The 20,268-nt window shown below is 37.0% G+C and carries 13 protein-coding genes and 2 tRNA genes; all 15 read right to left on the bottom strand.

The features are described from left to right. Nucleotides 1–281: 281 nt before the first annotated feature. The 15 genes from ACZZZW_RS11855 to ACZZZW_RS11785 all read right to left on the bottom strand — a co-directional run bounded on the left by ACZZZW_RS11855 (nt 282) and on the right by ACZZZW_RS11785 (nt 20,246). The gene (locus tag ACZZZW_RS11855; protein WP_055903993.1) at nt 282–1,145 is read right to left on the bottom strand and encodes an AMP nucleosidase; all 864 of its coding nucleotides are present in this window, start codon (nt 1,143–1,145) and stop codon (nt 282–284) included. A gap of 92 nt (nt 1,146–1,237) precedes the next feature. Then, nucleotides 1,238–2,476 carry an ATP-dependent Clp protease ATP-binding subunit ClpX gene (clpX, locus tag ACZZZW_RS11850; protein WP_055903726.1) on the bottom strand — a complete coding sequence of 413 codons (1,239 nt, stop codon included), beginning with the start codon at nt 2,474–2,476 and terminating at the stop codon, nt 1,238–1,240. Further along, nucleotides 2,460–3,167: an ATP-dependent Clp endopeptidase proteolytic subunit ClpP gene (gene clpP / locus ACZZZW_RS11845; protein WP_055903722.1), complete on the bottom strand. Its 708-nt coding sequence runs from the start codon at nt 3,165–3,167 to the stop codon at nt 2,460–2,462. Before clpP ends, clpX begins: the two co-directional genes overlap by 17 nt. 156 nt (nt 3,168–3,323) lie before the next feature. Then, nucleotides 3,324–3,683, bottom strand: a complete 360-nt coding sequence (locus ACZZZW_RS11840) for a four helix bundle protein (protein ID WP_463493639.1) — start codon at nt 3,681–3,683, stop codon at nt 3,324–3,326. 69 nt (nt 3,684–3,752) lie between these two features. Continuing rightward, nucleotides 3,753–5,102 carry a trigger factor gene (gene tig / locus ACZZZW_RS11835; RefSeq protein WP_463493637.1) on the bottom strand — a complete coding sequence of 450 codons (1,350 nt, stop codon included), beginning with the start codon at nt 5,100–5,102 and terminating at the stop codon, nt 3,753–3,755. Nucleotides 5,103–5,268: 166 nt separating this feature from the next. Further along, nucleotides 5,269–5,350 (bottom strand) — tRNA-Leu (locus tag ACZZZW_RS11830). Between the two features lie 211 nt (nt 5,351–5,561). Beyond that, nucleotides 5,562–5,643 (bottom strand) — tRNA-Leu (locus tag ACZZZW_RS11825). Nucleotides 5,644–5,807: 164 nt separating this feature from the next. Beyond that, a complete protein-coding gene (locus tag ACZZZW_RS11820) occupies nt 5,808–6,110 on the bottom strand; it encodes a hypothetical protein (protein ID WP_463493635.1) in 303 nt (100 codons plus the stop codon). 77 nt (nt 6,111–6,187) lie between these two features. Then, a complete protein-coding gene (locus ACZZZW_RS11815) occupies nt 6,188–6,985 on the bottom strand; it encodes an ABC transporter substrate-binding protein (RefSeq protein ID WP_463493633.1) in 798 nt (265 codons plus the stop codon). A gap of 99 nt (nt 6,986–7,084) precedes the next feature. After that, a complete protein-coding gene (locus ACZZZW_RS11810) occupies nt 7,085–7,768 on the bottom strand; it encodes an ABC transporter ATP-binding protein (RefSeq protein ID WP_055903709.1) in 684 nt (227 codons plus the stop codon). 74 nt (nt 7,769–7,842) lie between these two features. Continuing rightward, nucleotides 7,843–10,263, bottom strand: coding sequence for an ABC transporter permease (locus ACZZZW_RS11805; protein WP_463493630.1), 2,421 nt, complete (start codon nt 10,261–10,263; stop codon nt 7,843–7,845). A 77-nt stretch (nt 10,264–10,340) separates the two neighbouring features. Beyond that, a complete protein-coding gene (locus ACZZZW_RS11800; protein ID WP_463493628.1) occupies nt 10,341–12,740 on the bottom strand; it encodes an ABC transporter permease in 2,400 nt (799 codons plus the stop codon). Between the two features lie 236 nt (nt 12,741–12,976). After that, a complete protein-coding gene (locus tag ACZZZW_RS11795) occupies nt 12,977–15,352 on the bottom strand; it encodes an ABC transporter permease (RefSeq protein ID WP_463493626.1) in 2,376 nt (791 codons plus the stop codon). 66 nt (nt 15,353–15,418) lie between these two features. Then, nucleotides 15,419–17,800 carry an ABC transporter permease gene (locus ACZZZW_RS11790; RefSeq protein ID WP_463493624.1) on the bottom strand — a complete coding sequence of 794 codons (2,382 nt, stop codon included), beginning with the start codon at nt 17,798–17,800 and terminating at the stop codon, nt 15,419–15,421. 73 nt (nt 17,801–17,873) lie between these two features. Continuing rightward, nucleotides 17,874–20,246, bottom strand: a complete 2,373-nt coding sequence (locus tag ACZZZW_RS11785) for an ABC transporter permease (protein ID WP_463493622.1) — start codon at nt 20,244–20,246, stop codon at nt 17,874–17,876. Between the last annotated feature and the right edge of the window lie 22 nt (nt 20,247–20,268).

Genomic DNA, 20,268 nt, shown 5'->3' with positions numbered 1-20,268 from the left:
TGCGCTATAAACTCAGGAAGACGATTGCCCACCCCATGCGTCCTGCTGAATTTATTTCAGCATCTATTAGAATACGAGTTAAAGATCCTGAAACGAGTTCAGGAGGACGATTGCTCTTTAAACTGAGGAGGACGATTCCTCCACCCCGTACGTCCTGCTGAATTTATTTCAGCATCTATTAGAACACAAGTTAAAGATCCTGAAACAAGTTCAGGAGGACGATGGTTTTAAAAGTGCAGGAGGACGATTGCGCTATAAACTCAGGAGGACGATTTCTTATGTTAAAACAACAAATGTTTAACCGTTAAACCGTTATTGATTAATTGCTTTAATGAATCAATACCAATTCTTAAATGTGTTTCTACGTATTTTTCGGTAACACTGCTATCACTTTCGGCAGTTTTAACACCCTCTGGTATCATCGGTTGATCTGAAACCAACAGTAATGCCCCTGCAGGGATTTTATTTGCGAATGCCGTGGTAAAAACCGTTGCAGTTTCCATATCCACAGCCATTGCCCTCAAAGTTTTTAAATATTTCTTAAATTCCTTATCATGCTCCCAAACCCTGCGGTTGGTAGTATAACAGGTTCCAGTCCAGTAATCTCTTCCGTGATCGCGTATTGTGGTAGAAATCGCTTTCTGTAGCGCAAAAGCTGGCAATGCAGGTACTTCAGCCGGAAGATAATCATTTGATGTTCCTTCGCCTCTAATGGCCGCAATAGGAAGAATTAAATCACCCAATTGATTTTTCTTTTTCAACCCACCACATTTACCCAAAAACAAAACGGCCTTTGGTTTAATTGCAGTTAATAGATCCATCATTGTAGCTGCTAAAGGACTCCCCATACCAAAATTGATAATGGTTATTCCATTTGCAGTAACGCTTTGCATCGGCTTATCTAACCCCATAATAGGGGCATTATCATTCCATTCAGAAAACATGGATACATATTTGCTGAAATTCGTTAACAGGATGTAATCGCCAAATTGATCTAACGGCCTGCCTGTATAGCGTGGCAACCAGTTTTTAACAATTTCATCTTTGGATTTTAAGCCTGATTTAACCGGACTTTCTACTTCTTTTATTTTTTTTGCTTTCTCTACTATTTCTTCGTCTTTTTTTACGTCTTTTTCTTCATTCATACTTTTTGGTTTAGAGCCTGGCGCATGGCGCATAGCGTTAACAATACTATATTACAAAAAATCCCTCCCGATTACGGGAAGGATTCGATTTTTTATGCGGCCTGCAACTTTTTAAAGTCGGCCTTTTCAAATTTCTCTATCGCATAATCGAGATTAATGTGCAATTCCTTGACATCCGTCTGTGTTGGCGTATCAAACATGGCATCCAACATAATCGCTTCACAAATTGATCTTAATCCACGTGCTCCAAGCTTATATTCCATTGCTTTATCAACAATAAAATCCAAAACTTCATCCTCAAAAACCAATTTAACATCTTCGTAAGCGAAAAGCTTAACATATTGTTTAATTAATGAGTTTTTAGGCGCAGTTAAAATGTTTCTTAAAGATTCTTTATCTAAAGGATTAAGATGCGAAAGAACTGGTATACGACCAATTAATTCCGGAATCAATCCAAAAGATTTCAAATCCTGAGGTGTAATATACTTATAAAGATTTTTAAGATCTAACACTGTCTCATCTTTCTTTACCCTATACCCTACAGCCTGTGTACGCAAACGATTGGCAATTTTACGCTCAATCCCATCAAATGCCCCTCCACAAATAAATAATATGTTATTTGTATTTACAGGAATCATTTTTTGATCTGGATGTTTACGTCCGCCCTGAGGTGGAACATTTACTACAGTACCTTCTAAAATCTTCAATAAAGCCTGCTGAACACCTTCTCCTGAAACATCACGTGTAATGGATGGGTTATCACTTTTACGCGCCACCTTATCAACTTCATCAATGTAAACAATACCGCGTTCTGCGGCAGCAACATCATAATCAGCAGCCTGAAGTAAACGGGTTAAAATACTTTCAACATCTTCACCAACATAACCTGCTTCTGTTAAAACAGTTGCATCGCAGATACAGAAAGGCACATGAAGGATTTTTGCAATGGTTTTGGCTAAAAGCGTTTTACCTGTTCCGGTTTCGCCCACTAACATGATATTTGATTTTTCAATCTCAATCTCGTCTTTATCAACTTTTTGATTTAGTCGTTTGTAGTGATTATAAACTGCAACAGCCAATACTTTTTTTGCATCATCCTGACCGATCACGTACTGATCGATATGTTGTTTTATTTCAAGAGGCTTTAATAAATTAATCGCCTCCTGAATATTTTTAGTCCCTTTTGTTCCCAATTCCTGAGCAAGCAACTGATTGGCCTGGGTAACACATTTATCGCAGATAAATGCATCCATGCCTTCAATTAACATTAAAGTTTCATGCTTGCCAGAATGGCAGAATGAGCAACGGGATTCTTTATTTTGTTTCGCCATTTTTTCTTGCGTTTCTCGATAACACTTCATCAATCATACCAAATCCTTTGGCTTCTTCGGCACTCATCCAGTAATCACGATCTGATGCTTTCTCTACCCAATCATAAGTTTGACCAGAGTGCTCTGAAATGATATCGTATAATTCTTTTTTCAATTTCAACATTTCTCTTAAGTTGATCTCCATATCAGATGCAACACCTTGTGCACCTCCTGATGGCTGGTGAATCATTACTCTTGAGTGAGGTAAGGCAGAACGTTTACCCTCTGCTCCTGCAACCAATAAAACAGCACCCATTGATGCGGCCATACCGGTACAAATTGTAGCAACATCCGGCTGGATATATTGCATAGTATCATAAATACCTAAACCAGCATATACTGAACCTCCTGGTGAGTTAATGTAGATTTGAATGTCTCTATCCGCATCTGTTGATTGCAAAAACAATAACTGAGCCTGAATAATGTTTGCATTCTGATCATAAATTGCATCTCCCAAAAAGATAATACGGTCCATCATTAATCTCGAAAATACATCCATTTGCGCTACGTTCATCTGGCGTTCTTCTATAATATATGGCGTCATGTTCTGAGGGTTCAGATTAGCCTGTGCAATAAATTTATCTACGTGTAAACCGCCAATCCCCTGATGTTTAACGGCAAATTTTCTGAATTCTTGTGAATCTATGTTCATTATGTGAGTTTTTTAGCAGAGAGCATAGAGTTTTAAGCTCCAGTTCCCCATCGTTACGTGAATAATAAAAACCAAAATATAAATAATATTTCAATTATGTAATGGTTTAGACAAAGAGTATACCACATCAAAATTTATGACAATATAGCACGCCCATTATTTTAAACTTTTAGAAAAGCTTGAAATCATCCTTGCTAAAATATCCAAATCTTCTAACAAATCTGCCAAATCCTTGTCAGAAACGAGTAATCTTAAATTTAATACCAAAATATTGTTGGCATTTTCAAAAACCGATCGATGGGCAAAGTTTAAGAATCTACGAAAATCGGCTGTAGAATTAGAGCCTGATCCTTCTGCAATGTTATTAGATACGCTAAGAGCAGCTCCTCGAAGCTGCTCTGCGAATCTAAACTTTTTTATTTCTTCTAATTTCTCAGAAATATCAATCAATTTATTACCTACAACTATGGCTCTCTGCCAAATTAGCAAGTCTTGAAATCTGAATTTTGCCATCATGCAAAATAAGATTTTAAATCGATTATACATTAAGGCATGAAAAGCTCTTCGCTCCCTGCCCCATGCTAATTACTTTTTCTCCAACTCAATAAACTTATCGTAATCAATATCTTTTTGTTCTAAAGTAACAATAGATTTGATTTGTTCGAAAGTTTTTAATGCTTTTACTTCTTCGAAAACACGGTTTGCATTTTCTTTTTCCTGTAAAAACTGAACTGCATATTGAGCCAATTGATCTTCAGGAAGTGGACTTGGGCTGTACATTCTGAACTGTGCGTCTAATTTTGCTTTAGCTGCCTGAACTACATCCTCGTATTTAATATCGATAGCGTTATCTTTAATGATTTTATTTTCGATTAAAGTCCATTTAAGATTTTTAGCAAAATCATCATAACCTTCAGCCAGTTCTTCGTCGGTTAATTTTTCATTTGTTGCTTTTAACCAGCGGCGTAAAAATTCATCCGGTAATTCGAAGTTGTGTTTTACTAAAAGTGCTTCGTAAATATCGTTCGATAATTTACGTTCAGCATCTTGTTTAAACATGCTTTCTACTTCTTCAGTTATTTTAGCTCTGAATCCTGCTTCGTCTGTTACAACACCTTCACCAAATATTTTATCAAAAAACTCCTGGTTTAATTCTGATTCTTCTAAACGGTTTACGTTTTTTACATGAAGTTTAAAGTTTGCTTTCAATTCAGCAGCTTCTTCTTCAGAAATATTTAAAGCTTTAGAAATAACCGTAGCATCGTCAAATGCTTTTTGAATATCGATAGTTACTTCATCATCTTTCTTTAAACCGATTAACGATTTAAGGATTTTTTTATCTTTAATCTGATCTAAACGAACACTTGCAGTGCTGGTAATACCACCTTCAACAGTTGCACCATCTGCATCAACCTGGGTTAATTCTGCATAAAGAACATCATCATCGGCAGCAACTTCAGGGTTAGTCATTTTACCATAACTGCGACGGATGTTTTTAATGCGGCTTTCTAAAGTTTCCTGATCAGCTTTAACCACATATTCAGTAAATTTATCTTTAGATGAAACATTTACATCAAAAGCAGGTGCTAAACCCAACTCATAATCAAACTCGAAATCATCAGTATTGTCCCATTTGAATTCGCGCTCATCATCCATTTTAGGCAGTGGCTGACCTAGAATCTCTAATTTTTGTTCAGCAATGTAATTTGATAAAGTATCGTTTAACAAGTTGTTAACCTCTTCTACCAGGATACTTTTGCCATACATTTTTTTAATATGGGCAGCAGGAACCATTCCTTTACGGAAACCAGGTAATTGTGCTTTTTTAGCTTGATCTTTAATGGCTTTCTCTACTTTTCCAGAGTAATCAGCAGGTGCGATTTTGATTTTTACAACAGCATTTAAGTTGCCGGTTTTTTCCTGTGTAATATTCATTTTTTTGAGATATGATATTGAGATGTGCAATTAGAGTTGATGATGGAGATATGAGACAAACGAAACATATCACTTCAATTAAAACAGCACATCAATTTTTATTAATCAATGTTTTTAAAAACAAAACCGTTTCGATGTTTAAATCGAAACGGCCTTTATCTTGTTGTGCGGAAGAAGGGACTCGAACCCCCACGCCGTGAAGCGCCAGATCCTAAGTCTGGTGCGGCTACCAATTACGCCACTTCCGCAGTTAGGATGTTGTAAGGACTGCAAAGATAGAAACAAGATTGAATAATCAAAAGGCAATAACAATATTTTATTGATTATTTCCATCTAAAACCGCTAACTGTTTAATTTTTAAGCAGAAAAATTTCAATAAACAAGTCTTTTTCAATATTTAGGATGACTCAGTACCATAAAAAAACCGTTCTGAATTAATCAGAACGGTTTTTGTTTTTGTGCGGAAGAAGGGACTCGAACCCCCACGCCGTGAAGCGCCAGATCCTAAGTCTGGTGCGGCTACCAATTACGCCACTTCCGCATTAGGATGTTTTAAGGATTGCAAAGATAGAAACTAAATTGAATAATCAAATTTTTGCATTACTTTATCAAATACAGAATTTAATTGATGTTGGAAGTGCAGCACAAATCATTGTTAGCGAAAAAAATCGTCAACCACAATTTCTCTAGCCCTATTACCTCAACTTAAAACTTAACCAGTGTAACATCAATCAATTCTGGTCCGCCATCAACCGGATAACCAACAACTTTTCTTCCTTTAATGGTTACCTTTCTATCTAAATAGGTATCAAGATTTATAGACCCACTTTTTAAAGCGTAGGTTTTATTTTCTGTTTTTAACAAGTGTGTACCATATTGAAAAGTACTCATTCCTAACTTTTGAAGAGTTCCACTCGCCGTTACAGTAGCTCCTAAGTTTGCATTTTTCAATGGACTACAGCCAGAAATTACGGCTATAAACAGGGATAACGTCAATATTTTTTTCATGGATATTATTTTGTTTTACTGTTAACGGGATGATTTAACCTTTTTTCTACAAATTACCAAAATATAATTGCCAATAACTAATAAAGTTCTTTTTGGAATTCAAAAAAGTATTGAACGGCTTTAACCAACCTACTTCCGTACCAGCTAAACATCTCACCATCAACTAAGATAATTTTGGCGTTGGGAATAGCTTCTTTTATTTCTTGCATGTGTTTTTCGCCAAAGGGATATGGTTCGGATGACAGTAGAATTAATTCGCAGTTTAAAGCTTTCAGTTCTTCTAGTGTAACTGATGGATAACGGTCTTGTTTAATTACATTCGTCATTCCATTGATCAGTAAAATATCGTCGATATATGTATTTTTACCCGCTACCATGTAAGGTTTACGCCAGATGAGATAAGCTACCTTTTTATCGATACCGTGTTGAAGGGCAAGGGTTTTAAGGTCGTTAAACCCGGCAGAAATTAAATGGTTAAGGTATGCTGCTTCAGGCTCCCGATCTACCAAAGCGCCTACCTCAGCAATTGTTTTTATCGCATCTTCCAAAGTAAAAATATCACTCATCCAAACCGGAAAATCTTCAGCAAGCTCTTCTATATCACTTTGTGTGTTTTCTTCTTTATTGCCAATAATCAAATCGGGCTTTAAATCTTTGATTAAATCGATATTCAGTTTTTTTGTACCCCCTACTTTAATTCTTTCGGCAAATTTATCTATCGGATGGATGCAAAACTTGGTTAATCCGATAATTTCTTGATCCAAACCCAAATCAAACAGCAATTCAGTTTGAGATGGAACGATAGAAATAATCCTTTTCGGTGGAAAATTAATAGTGATTTCCCTCCCCATCTGATCGGTGAATGATTTTTGCATGAGGCAAAGGTAATTTAACCGCAGCTAAAAATGGGTAAACACAGCTAGAAATTGTTAAATTTCAACACTGCCTTTACCTAAAAAAAATTTGATGTTGGGCTAACTTAATACGGCTAAATCCTCTTTCACTACACCATCGGCAATGTGCAGAATCCTGTTTCCGTATTGTGCATTTTTCTCTGAATGTGTTACCTGGATAATGGTAATTCCATCTTCCTGATTCAATTTTTTAAAGAGTTCCATAATTTCTTCAGCCTGTGCAGATTGAAGGTTTCCGGTAGGCTCATCTGCCAAGATAATGGATGGCTGGGCTGCCAATGCCCTTGCAATACCTACTAATTGCTGTTGCCCGCCAGAGAGCTGATTGGGAAATAAATCTTTCTTGGCCACAATATTAAAACGATCCAGCAGATCTGCAATCCTGCTTGCACGTTCTGAGCTACCCACTTTTTTATACAGCAATGGTGCTTCTATATTTTCGTAAACCGTCATTTCATCAATTAAATGATAAGCCTGAAATACAAAACCGATATGGTTACGGTAAAGTTCAATGCGTTTGCGTTCGTTCAGCGAGGTTACATTTTCACCTAAAAATTCGTAGGTTCCATAAGTAGGCTCCTCCAACATGCCAATAATGTTCAGCAAGGTAGATTTGCCGGCTCCAGAAGGGCCCATAATGGAAACAAACTCTCCCTGTTTAATGGTCGTAGTAACCAAACGGAGCACATAATTTTTAATGCCTTTGTTGGCGTAATATTTTTCGATGTTGGTTAATTGTATCATATTTTGTGTGTTAGGTGATATGCGTTAAGTGAAGGCATCGATTTATCGACATAAGAGAAGCACTACACGCAGTTTTATTCATATTTTAGGGCATTTACCGGATCGCCTATTGCTGCTTTACGTGCCTGAATGGTTACTGTTAAAACAGCTATTATAATTGAAACTGCGGTTGCAAGCAAAAAAGGAAAAATAGGCATTTCAATCCGATAGGCAAAGCCTTGGAGCCATCTTTTAATTAAAATGTAAGCTATGGGCCAGCTGATTAAATTGGCTATAATAACCAGAATTAAGAATGACTTATTCAATAAATTTACAATCTGAACATTAGATGCACCCAAAATTTTTCTTACAGCTATTTCTTTGGTACGGCGTTTGGCTATAAAAGTAGAAAGTGCAAATAAACCGAGTAATGATAATGAAACTGAAACCGCACTGAAGAGGATAATCATATTCATAAAGCGGTTATTTTCTTCAAGCACGTTTGAAAAAGCTTCATCCATGGATTGGTAATGCAAAGGAAAATCTGGATAGAGTTTTCTCCATTCGTTTTGAATGTTGTTAATAATGCCTTTATAATTTTTGGTTTCAAAGCGTACCAGTAGGTTATTTGTATTAGAGGTACCACCTAATTTGGTTACCTTATAAACAGTAGGGAGCACCGTTTTATCAAAGCCTTCGTTATGGTAATCTTTAATCACCCCAACAATTTGAAATGAAATGATTTTCTTATCATAATTTACCTTATTATAGGTTTTTCCAACCATATTTTTGCCCAGTAAATTTGCCGCAGCCTCATTAAGAATCACTGCGTTGATGGTATCCTGTTTATATTCTTTAGCAAACAATCTTCCTGATACCAGTTTTACACCAAGGGTTTGTAAGGCATCCATGCTAACGCTTACCCCGTTAAGGTTAAATGTTTGGCCCTTATAAATAATCTCACTTTTGTTGTTAAAGGCATTTCCCATCACCTGGGTAGTTGTAGATACGTATTGAACACCTGGAATACGTCTTATCTTATCGGCAAAATTTTGCTCGTATCCAGTTTGAAGGTTAATTAACCGATCGCGCTCAAAGCCTAAATCTTTATTGCTGATGTATTTCGTCTGCAGCTGCATCACACCAATTGCAATGATGAATGTTACCGAAATGATAAACTGAAAAACAACAAGCACGTTACGCAAAGCCATGCCTTTTAAACTGTTTCCATAATTGCCTTTTAGCACAGCAACAGGGTTATAATTAGATAATACCCATGCCGGATAAAAACCTGCCAGAAGTGTAACAAATGCAAAAAGCGCCACAAGCTGGATCATTAACATGAGCAAATGATCGTTGTACCAAAAACTCAATTCAACATTGAAGTGGTGGTTAAATGCAGGCAAAAGTACTTCAATTAAAATAATGCTTAAAAACAATGAAATTATACTTTGCAGTGCCGATTCTGTCAAAAACTGACTTACAAGTTGTTTTTTATATGAGCCAAGCACTTTCCGTACCCCAACTTCTTTAGCCCTTTGTACTGATTGTGCAGTTGCAAGATTAACAAAGTTTATAATGGATACAAGCAGTAAAAAAATAGAGATACCGATTACTGGTTTGAGTTTTGTTAACCAATTAATTGCAAACGGTGGATTGGCATGAACATCTTTAAGGGCAATTGCTTTAAGGCCTGGCCTTTTTCCATCCTTATAAATATCTTTAAAATTGATGTTTTGCTCGGCAAATGACTTTTTCTTATAATCTATATATACTTTTTGTAAACTGTTATTTGCCACCAAGGTATCTACTTTGCTTGCAGATTTGGCATATACCTGGTTGTAATGGGAACTTCCCGGCTGATCGGGATCGTGATCCTGATCGCCAGTATGGCTGATGGCATTAAAGGTTACACTTTCGGGCGTATTTACATCGGCTACAACGCCGGTAATCTTCATCGGTGTGCCTTTATCATCCCGCCATCTCACCAATTTAAATTCTTTTCCCAGTACATGGTCGGTTCCATAGAGTTTAATGGCCAGGCTTTGCTTTAAAACAACTGTATTAGGTTCCTTTAAAGCTCTTTCTCTATCACCCTGAATAAATTTGTAAGGGAAAACATTAAAAAATGCAGTATCAGCATCTTTGATAGCCTTAATTAATATCGGATCGGCATTATCGATCTTAACCGAAAAGCCATTTCCCCATTCCGAATCTACCTTTGTAACGGCTGTAAATTGCGGCACATTTTGTTTTATAATTCCTGCTATACGAGAATTGCTGATCTCTTGCCAGTGATCTTTATTATCGGGTGTGAAAAACTCATGCTTTTCACGGATCTGATAAACATGTTGCAGATCAGACGACCATGTATCGTAACTTTCTTCGTGGTTGATATACAACAACATTAACAGGAATGCGGTTAAACCCAATGCCAATCCACCGATATTTATAGCCGCGTAGATTTTGTTTTTCCAGAGGTTTCGCCAGGCGATTTTTAAATTTAATCTGAACATATTTTTAAGGTTGAGCACAAAGCGTTTGAGGGTTTGGCGTGGATTTATCGCCTTACGCCAAACGCTGTCCGCAGGTCTTACTCATATTTTAACGCATCAATGGTATTGGCAACTGCAGCTTTGTAAGATCGGATGCTTACCGTTATTAATGTAATCACCATAGAAACAACCATAGCAAGTATGAATGGCCAGATGTTAAGATCAATACGGTAACTAAAGCTAGCCAACCACTTGGAAACAAATAAGTATGCCAGTGGCCAGGCCACCAGATTGGCAATAAAAACCATCAGCAGAAATGAACCATTTAACATTTTAACCAATTCTATTGTAGAAGCACCCAAAACCTTACGGATGGCTACTTCACGCGTTCTTTGTGTGGCTACAAAAGAGATTAAACCGAACAAGCCGATAAAAGAAATAAAAATAATTACTCCCGCAAATACTTTAAACAGGGCACCCATTATTTTTTCAGTTTCATAATATTCACTGATCTTATCATCCATAAAACTGGCATCGTACACGTACTCGGGCAGCACATTGTTCCACGTACTTTCTATAGCTTTCATTGTGGGTAAAATGAGTTTGCTATCTAGTTTAACAGCTATTGTGGTATACGATTCTTTGTCGCTGCTGATCACTATCGGAGAAATCGGCTCGTGCAGGCTTCTATTGTTAAAATCTTTAACCACACCGCTAATAATACCTACTTTACCATGAATCCTGATGGGTTTACCAATGGCATCGTAATGGTTAACAATGTTTAGTTTTTTGAGCATGGTTTCATTAACCACAAATTCTTTAAGGGTATCGCTTTTTGATAAACCTTTACCGGCAATAATTTCCAATCCAAATGTTTTGAAATAATTATCATCCCCTGTTTTGGTATTGACCTGGAAATTAGCCAGAGCTGTTCCATTGTACCTGAAATTACTTTCATTGTTAAAATCAGAAGATGGCGCTGCACTGCAATAGCTGGTAGTTATTACCCCAGGAATTTTACTGATCCGATCCTGCAGACTATGGTAACGGGTAATGGCGATACTATCGGATGGAACATCAATCAGAGCAACTGCTGTAGGGATAAAACCTAAGGGTTTTTCTCTCATGTAATTCATTTGCCTTAACACCACCAAAGTACCTATTATCAGTATAATTGTAATCGCAAACTGCACCACAACAAGTATTTTCCTTAAGCTTAAACCGCTTGCGTTTGCAGTAATTTTATTTTTGATGGCCAATGCAGGACTATAACCAGACATCACCATTGCGGGATAAAAACCTGCTAAAAAGCTTACCAACAATACCAAAACAACCATAAATACAAATATGACCGGGTGTTCGATAATGCTAAAAGAAATATGATCATCAAAAAGACTTTGCATACCTGGCAGGGCAACTTCGGTAAGCACGCACCCTACAAGTAAAGAGAGTATGGTAATGGTTAATGTTTCGGTTAAAAACTGAACAATTAATTGCCTGCGCAAACTGCCCATCACTTTACGTACACCTACTTCTTTACCCCTGCTTACGGCTTGGGCCGTAGCAAGATTTATAAAATTAATGCATGCTGTTAGCAGTAAAAAAGCACCGATGATGCCCAGGCCATAAAGTTCTTTTTGGGGCATTACTTTGTTTGCAAAATTGCCGAGATCTGCATTGTAATGGATATCCCGAAGTGGCTGAAAGCGGTGCCCTTCTTTAGAAATGGCATCTTTCTGGTAATATTTGTTTGTAAACTGAGGAATACTTTTGTTTGCCTCATCAATAGCAACACCTTCTTTTAAAAGCACATAACATTCTGAATTTGACGAAACTGTACCCCAATTTGTTAACTCCTCGGGAGCGAAATTCTGGTATGTTTTATAAGAAATAACAATTTTAAGCGGAAAGGAGCTATTATCGGGGGGTTTTGCTATAATCCCTGTTACTTTAAGATCAACCTTGTTCTTAAAATTAATACTTTGACCCATTGCCTTATGCCAATCGCCAAAAAGCTTATCTGCCATTTCATCAGAAAGCACAACGGTGTTCGGCTGACCAAGTGATTGCTGTGGATGCCCTTCGAGCCATTTGAAACTTAAAATTTCAAAAAAATCTGGCTCGGCATAATAGACCCTTTCAGAAGTTTTGATTTTTTCTTTACCTGATTCATCTTTCACTTTAATAATACCACCGCCAGACTGGATAGCGGCAACCTTATCAAACTGTTGCTTAAAATCATTTCGCATAGCCGCAGGAAGGGGTCGCGGTGTTCCAGCAGATTCAAAAAAGTTATCAGGAGTAGTCCAATTGCTAATTACCCGATATATGCGGCTTTCGTTTTTAAAACCTTCATCGAAACTCAATTGGTAACGGATAAAAATAAAGATGAGAATACAACTTGCCATCCCGATAGAAAGACCTAAAATATTGATTAAGGTGTAACCCTTGTTCTTCCAAAGGTTTCGCCAGGCAATTTTTAAATTTAATTTAAACATGTATCCAATAATTAATAGAATGATATCTTAACTGCTTTATGCCAATTTTATACCAAACACTAATAAAAATATAAAAATCTGATTACCAGTTAGATAAAAATACACAATAAGTAATTTTGTCCGTTAATGAACAGTAGCTGTACGGTACCGAACGGCGAGTAGCGCGGAGCGTTTGGTGTTAAGCGTTTGCGTTTGGCGATAAATCCGCGCTAATCGCCAAACGCCCTCTGCAGACCTTACTCGTATTTGAGTGCATCTACAGGGTTTGCCTTAACCGCACTATTGGCTTGGACACTTACTGTAATAATCGTTAATAAAATGGTCAATCCGGCACTGATCAAAAAAGGTAAAACTGACAGGTCAATACGGTATGCAAAGGTTTCGAGCCATTTTTTGGTTAAAACATAAGCCAATGGCCAGGAGATGAAGTTGGCGATAAGTACCATGATAAAGAATGAACTGTTAATCAACTTAAAGATCTGTAGATTACTTGCGCCTAAAATTTTCCTTACGGCAATTTCTTTAATCCTGCCGGTTGTAATGTATTTTGCAAAGGCAAAAAGACCAAGTATAGCGATAAAAATAGTGAGCATGGCTGCCGCAAAAAAAACAGATTGCAATTGCTCCTGTTTTTTAAACAACTTACCGTACATTTCGTCGAGAAACTGGTAGCGGAAATTTTCACCGTCCAACTTATTTATTCCGGGCCATTGTGATTTTAGGGTGTTTAGCACTTCCGACATCCGGCTTTCCTCTATTTTCACCATAATTTGTGTTTTGGGATTTCCACACGGATCATTTATAGAATAAATAGCTGGTTCTACAGGTTTTTCAAAACCTAGCGTTTTAAAATCTTTAATTATTCCTACAATCTTATATTCTTTATTCTGGCAACCTTTAATTGTTTTGCCAATTGGATCGGTTAATCCGTATTTGGCTACTGCAGCTTCGTTAAGAATGGCAGAATTTGCCGTGTCTGTTTTAAATTTCCTCGAAAATAGCCTTCCCTCTTTAATCTTGATATTCAAAGTCTCGAAGTAATCAAAATCTACATCTGTAAAACTTAAACTTTGCTCTTTCCCATCAATTGTATACCTGTTTTTGCCACCTTTAGAACCATCTGGTAATTCATTGGCTACAGTTACTGATTTTACTCCCGGAATATTCATTATTTTATCCCGGATAGGGTCAAATTTACTTGGAGATACAAAATATGCCATGTTTTTAATATACACTACCTGTTCTGGTTTAAAACCAACATCCTGTGTTCGCATGTACTTAAGCTGTGCATTAATGATCCATAATCCTATTATAAAAACGACTGCTATACTAAATTGAAAAACCAATAAACTGTTACGCAACCAGTAACTTTGCTTGCTGGTTTGAAAATTACTTTTTAAAACAAGTGCGGGCTTAAATCCGGATAATACCATTGCCGGATAAACGCCAGCAACCAGGGTTATAAGAATGAGAATTAAAGGAAATTGCCAGAACAGGCTGTTATTAGCCGTCCAAATGGATAAGTTAACCACAAACAGGTTATTAAATTTCGGCAGGATAATTTCAGCAACGATCAGTGCCAATATAGTGGCAGCAATACATTGAATTAAAATTTCTGTTAAAAATTGTAAGGCCAGTTGAAAACGGTAAGCTCCCATCACTTTTTTAACGCCTACTTCTTTTGCTCTTTTAGCTGCCTGTGCAATACTCAGGTTAGTAAAATTTATACAAGCAATAACCAAAATCAGGATACCTAAAACAGATAACGCGATCAGGATTTTATAATTTGCATCTGAACCTGCCTTTGGCTTGAGGTGTTGATTTTTTAGCGGATCAAGAAATGCTTTTGTGGCCTTAAATGTTACATTATTTGGATCTTCTCCATCTTTAAGGAGTTCCTTTTTATAAAGGGCATTAATTTTATTTTCAACTGCTTTAATATTTGTACCCGGCTTTACCTGAATGTAGGTGTTGTAATTGTTATAGCCGTAATTTTCACCTAAACCCATCTCTTTTACAACCGAAATGGCATCAAAGGCAATATTAGAATGTGGATTGGCAAAAATACTTCCACTTAATCGGCCTGTCATACCTAAAGATTTGCTACCTACCCCAATCATTTCAGGCTTTCCGCTTTTATTATTCGGAAAAAGCGTTTTATAGTTTTCATTATTAAGGTAAAACAGATTTTCGGTCGTGCTTTCTGGCCTGGTTAAACCACCGCTGGGTTTAATGTTAAACATTTTTGCTGCATCATAATCGAGGTAAAGGCACTTACTTAAAAAAACCACTCCATTATGGCTGGTGACTTGAAACTCGAAAAAGCTCATTTTCATAGTACCAACAGATACCACTTCTGGTATTTGTGCCTTAATCACCTTACCCAATGGCGGTGGAGTATTATTGGTTTTTAAATCGGGTAACTGCCTGCCCACGATATAAATATCATTGTAATTCGGATTATCCTTATCAAAGCCTGTTTCGTAGGTAAAATACATTGTAACCAATATAAATGCAGCCAAAGCGATCGCAAGGCCACCAATATTGATAGCGGTAATTACCTTATTTCTCCAAAGGTTGCGCAATGCGATTTTTAAGTTTAATCTGAACATATTTTTGAGGTTTGGCGTAGCGTTTGGCGGTCAGCGTAGATTTATCACTTAACGCCTCACGCAGGTCTATTCATATTTAAGTGCATCAACAGCATTTGCTTTGGCCACTTTAAAAGTTTGCAGGCTCACCGTTAAAATGGCAATAATTACCGAGGTTAAAAGCGCCAGTAGAAAAGGCCATGGGTTAATAGAAATCTTATAATCGTATTTCTCGAGCCATTTGGCAACCAGAACATAAGCTACCGGGATGGCAATTACATTGGAAATAATCACCAGCTTCATAAAATCTTTATTCAACAATATCAGGATATCAGAAAGATTGGCTCCGAGTACTTTGCGGATACTGATTTCTTTACTGCGCTGTTCTGCTGTATACAGTGCCAAACCAAGCAAGCCCAGGCAGGAAATGAAGATTGCAAAGCCACCAAAAATATTCGAAAGCACACTTAACAACCTTTCACTACGGAGCTTTTCGGCCATGCCCTGACTAATCATTTTTACCTCGATCGGGTAGGCTGGGTTTAAACGCTGACTTATTGATTTTATCTTATCGATGGATGTGGAAAGCGATTGTTGTGGATTGAGTTTTAGCAGCAAAACGCGACTGGTTTTAACATTATAATAGTATACTGTTGGTTGTGTTTTGGAAGCTAACGATTCACTTGAATAATCCTGTACCACACCAATTACTTTTAGTGGCGGGTTATCGCCCCAATGGATAATGGTACCGATAGGGTTTTTAAGACCCATAATCTTTACTGCACTTTGGTTAAGTAAAAGCGATGTAGCGGTATCGGCAGAAAATTTAGGATCAAAATCCCTTCCCTCAAGCACTTTTACGCCAGTTGTTTTAGCGAAATCGAAACCTGTACTTCTATAATTGATGATGGATACGTCATTTTTAGCTTTGCCCGGCCATTCAATATTTCCTGTAATTGATCCCCCATTGGTAAATGAGCTGGCATATTCTGTAGTTGCAATTGTAGCTCCTGAACGTTCGAGTTCACTTTTAAACGTGTTTAATTTTTCGGGTTTGGTCCACTCCCCTTCCAAATCGATTTGTGCCAATGCAGACTGATCAAAACCCAGAGGTTTATTTTTAAGGTGCTGAATCTGGCTGTAAATTACAATTGCTGAAATAATCATGCAGATGGATAAACTGAATTGCACCACTACCAATGTTTTTCGGATTGATAATGAACCTGCCGAACCTTTAAAGCCTTTTAAAACCTTTACCGGAATAAATGAAGAAAGGTAAAATGCAGGATAACTTCCGGCAAGAAAACCAGTAATGAGTACAATTGAAAGCAGCACGCCCCAAAACTGATAAGCATTGTAATCAATTTTGATGGAAATATCGAGCAGGTTATTAAAATATGGCAAAGATACTTCGAGCATTGCAAAAGCAATTAACATGGCAAGGAACGACAATAACAATGATTCGACCATAAACTGCCCCATTATTGTATTGCGTGTCGATCCTAATGCTTTTCTCACACCAACCTCACGTGCACGTTTTTCTGACTTTGCCGTAGAAAGGTTCATGTAGTTGATACAGGCGATAAATAATACGCAAATGGCAAGGAAAACAAATAACCTTAACTGATCAATTTTACCTCCAACTGCTTTTCCACCTTCAAAATCGTCGTATAAATGGATTTTACTTAACGGAAAAAGAAAAGGCTCATAGGTCATTTTTTTTAAGTCAGGCTCTTTGTTTACGATAAAATACTTTAAAGCTGCGTTTGTGGCAGTATATGAAGCATTTTCTTTAAGTTGAAACAAGGTTAAACAGGTAATTGCCCCCCACGCGTTTTCATTTTGGGAAGGATCTTCCTTTTCTAAAAAGGCCCAGGGTTGTAACAGATCATACTGCATGCTCTGGTTTTTAGGAAGATCTTCGATTACTGCACTCACTTTTAAGTTAATGCGGTTATCGTACTTAATAAGCTGCCCCACCGGATTTTCATTACCAAATAATTTTCGCGCTGTAGATTGACTAATGAGCACGTTATTGGGTTCGTTTAAAGCTGTATTGGCATCTCCGTAGATAAATTTCTGATCAAGAATTTTTAAAAAATCAGGATCAACATTCATCCCCACAAATTTATAATGATGCTGATTGCGGCTGTACAATTTCTGCCCGTTATTCATTGATATCCGCGCAGCACTTTTAATGCCTGGCAATTCTAAGGCTGCAGCTTTGGCCAGTTTATTGGGTACGGCCATTGTTGTAGCCAGTTTACCGTTAAACTTTAAATTTAGGGCTGCAAAATATACTTTATCGGCATTTTTATATTGCTTATCAAAGCTCCACTCATAGTTAACATATAGCAATAACATTAAACAGCATGCCATCCCAATGGCAAGGCCACCAACATTTATTAGGGTAAAACCTTTGTTTTTCCAAAGGTTACGCAGTGCTATTTTTAGGTTTAATCTGAACATATTTTTGAGGTTTGGCGTAGCGTTTGGCGGTCAGCGTAAATTTATCGCTTAACACCAAACGCCTCACGCAGGTTTATTCATATTTAAGTGCATCAACCGGATTTGCATGGGCTGTTTTATATGCTTGGAAACTTACGGTGATCAATGCCATCATTAAAGTGCCTAATCCGGCAACTGGCATAATCCACCATGATATTTCGGTATGAAACTCAAACTTCAACAGCCATTTATTCATCAGCAAATAACTTAATGGGATAGCGATAACTATAGAAACCGCAATCATTTTCACAAAAGAAAGCGACAATAACTGCATCAGGTTAAATAATGAAGCACCCAGTACCTTACGCACGCCAAATTCTTTGGTTCTTTGCTCTGCGCTGTAGGCTACCAATCCAAAAAGCCCTAAACAGGAAACGAAAATGGCCAAACCACCAAAAAGATTGGAAAGAATACCCAAAGTTTTTTCGGCGTTGTATTTTTCACTGTATAAAGCGTTTAAAAAATTGATTTCGGCTGGATATGCTGGATTTATAGACTTTGTGATTCTGCTAATTGTTTCAATATTACTTTGTAAATTATTTTTTTCATTAAGACGCATGGTAATTGTTCCTGTACGTTTTTGATCGAAGAAAACAATCATCGGGTTATTTGATTTGTATGGAGAATCCCACACGTAATCATTAAAAACGCCGATAATATTAAACCTATCTCCAAAAATAGTTACACTTTTACCTACCGGATTTTTGTACCCAAAAGTTTTTACAGCAGAAGCACTTACCATTACAGCGCTAGAATCTGAAGCAAAATTTTCGGAGAAATCTCTTCCCTCAGTTATTTTAATTCCATTTGTTTTAATGAAACCATAAGTGGTAGAAACCTGGTTAAACAGTTGTGTATTATCAGGCTTAGTCATGCCCTCCCATTTAATATCCATAAAGTTGTGCCCACGATGAGATAAACTCACAGATGATTGAAACATGGAGGTTACGGCTCCCGATTTAAGCAACTGAGCACGTAAAACATCATATTTTGTTTTCAGTTCTCCATCTTGTGGCATCTCTGCCAAAGCATTTACATCGAACCCTACAGGCCTGTTTTTAATGTACTGGATCTGTTTATAAATTACCAGCGTAGAAATGATCAGGATAATGGCAAAACAGAATTGCCCTACAACAAGCACCTGCCTTAAGCTGATTGAAAAGAAACCGCCAGTTTTATTTTTTCTTTTTAAAGTTTGTATTGGGTTAAAAGATGAGAGGTAAAATGCAGGGTAACTTCCGGCAATTAAACCTGTAGCAAATACAATCCCTAAAATGCCTATCCAACTTTTACTGTCGAAATAAGACATATTTAATTTTATCGCAATCAGGTTGTTAAATGTTGGCAAAAAGACTTCTAAAATTGCAATTGCAACAATTACCGCAATAAAAGTTAGCACCATCGATTCCGTTAAAAACTGCATAATCAATGAGCCCCTGTTTGCGCCAATGGTTTTCTTGATGCCTACTTCTTTTGCACGTTTTTCTGATTTGGCCGTGGCCATGTTCATAAAATTAATACAGGCAATCAGCAAAATACCAAACGCAAGGCCCATAAAAAGATAAATCTGTTCTATTGCACCACCCACACTTTTACCTTCCTCAAATTTACCATGCAGGTGAAGTTTTGCCAATGGAAAAAGCATTTGCGATTGGTAGTTGTCGTTGTTGTGCTTTTTGAGGACTTTGAATATTTTTTGATTGACTAAATCTAAATTTGCCTCATTTTTTAACATCACCAGGGTTAAAAAACTATAATTACTCCAGTTGAGGTCTTTAGCGCTTGGATCAACTGCTTCGTATAACGCCCAAGGCATCAAATAATCAAATTTGTTTGAGCTGTTATCAGGCTGATCTTTAATTACTCCTGTTATATTCAAATCGTATTGATCTTTAAAACGGACGGTTTTATTTAATACATCAGTAGTTCCAAAAAGTATTTTAGCTGTGGATGCGGTTAAGATAACAGAATTGGGGTTATTTAAAGCAGTATTGGCATTGCCTTGAATAAATTCATAATCGTACATTTTTAAAATGTCGGCTTCGGCAAATTTAGATTGACGCTTGAATGAATTCTGCCCATTGGCAATTAAATTTTTGCCACCGTAATCCATTCTTGCAGTGTATTTAACCTCAGGTATTTCCTGTTTAATGGTTGGTGCGAATGCCGTTGTAGAACCATCAAAAGTTATTGAAATTTTATCATTATCACCAGGAATGTTGGTCATCGTCATAAAAACATGGTCTGCATTTTTACCTTGTTTGTCGAATTTCCATTCGTAGGTAACATACAACAGTAATGTTAAACATGCAGCCAAACCGATAGCAAGGCCAATTATATTAATAAATGAGCTTACCTTATTTTTCCAAAGGTTACGCAATGCTATTTTAAAGTTTAATTTGAACATAAGGTTTAAGGTTTGGGGTTTG

The organism is Pedobacter sp. AC379 (assembly GCF_979258145.1).
Note: the sequence above shows the minus strand (reverse complement) of the source record. Positions and strands in the feature narration are given on the sequence as shown.

What these genes read in the sequence shown, in the direction of transcription:
- ACZZZW_RS11855 (WP_055903993.1), bottom strand. Translation starts at nt 1,145, where the DNA reads ATGAATGAAGAAAAAGACGTAAAAAAAGACGAAGAAATAGTAGAGAAA.
- clpX (WP_055903726.1), bottom strand. Translation starts at nt 2,476, where the DNA reads ATGGCGAAACAAAATAAAGAATCCCGTTGCTCATTCTGCCATTCTGGC.
- clpP (WP_055903722.1), bottom strand. Translation starts at nt 3,167, where the DNA reads ATGAACATAGATTCACAAGAATTCAGAAAATTTGCCGTTAAACATCAG.
- ACZZZW_RS11840 (WP_463493639.1), bottom strand. Translation starts at nt 3,683, where the DNA reads ATGATGGCAAAATTCAGATTTCAAGACTTGCTAATTTGGCAGAGAGCC.
- tig (WP_463493637.1), bottom strand. Translation starts at nt 5,102, where the DNA reads ATGAATATTACACAGGAAAAAACCGGCAACTTAAATGCTGTTGTAAAA.
- ACZZZW_RS11820 (WP_463493635.1), bottom strand. Translation starts at nt 6,110, where the DNA reads ATGAAAAAAATATTGACGTTATCCCTGTTTATAGCCGTAATTTCTGGC.
- ACZZZW_RS11815 (WP_463493633.1), bottom strand. Translation starts at nt 6,985, where the DNA reads ATGCAAAAATCATTCACCGATCAGATGGGGAGGGAAATCACTATTAAT.
- ACZZZW_RS11810 (WP_055903709.1), bottom strand. Translation starts at nt 7,768, where the DNA reads ATGATACAATTAACCAACATCGAAAAATATTACGCCAACAAAGGCATT.
- ACZZZW_RS11805 (WP_463493630.1), bottom strand. Translation starts at nt 10,263, where the DNA reads ATGTTCAGATTAAATTTAAAAATCGCCTGGCGAAACCTCTGGAAAAAC.
- ACZZZW_RS11800 (WP_463493628.1), bottom strand. Translation starts at nt 12,740, where the DNA reads ATGTTTAAATTAAATTTAAAAATTGCCTGGCGAAACCTTTGGAAGAAC.
- ACZZZW_RS11795 (WP_463493626.1), bottom strand. Translation starts at nt 15,352, where the DNA reads ATGTTCAGATTAAACTTAAAAATCGCATTGCGCAACCTTTGGAGAAAT.
- ACZZZW_RS11790 (WP_463493624.1), bottom strand. Translation starts at nt 17,800, where the DNA reads ATGTTCAGATTAAACCTAAAAATAGCACTGCGTAACCTTTGGAAAAAC.
- ACZZZW_RS11785 (WP_463493622.1), bottom strand. Translation starts at nt 20,246, where the DNA reads ATGTTCAAATTAAACTTTAAAATAGCATTGCGTAACCTTTGGAAAAAT.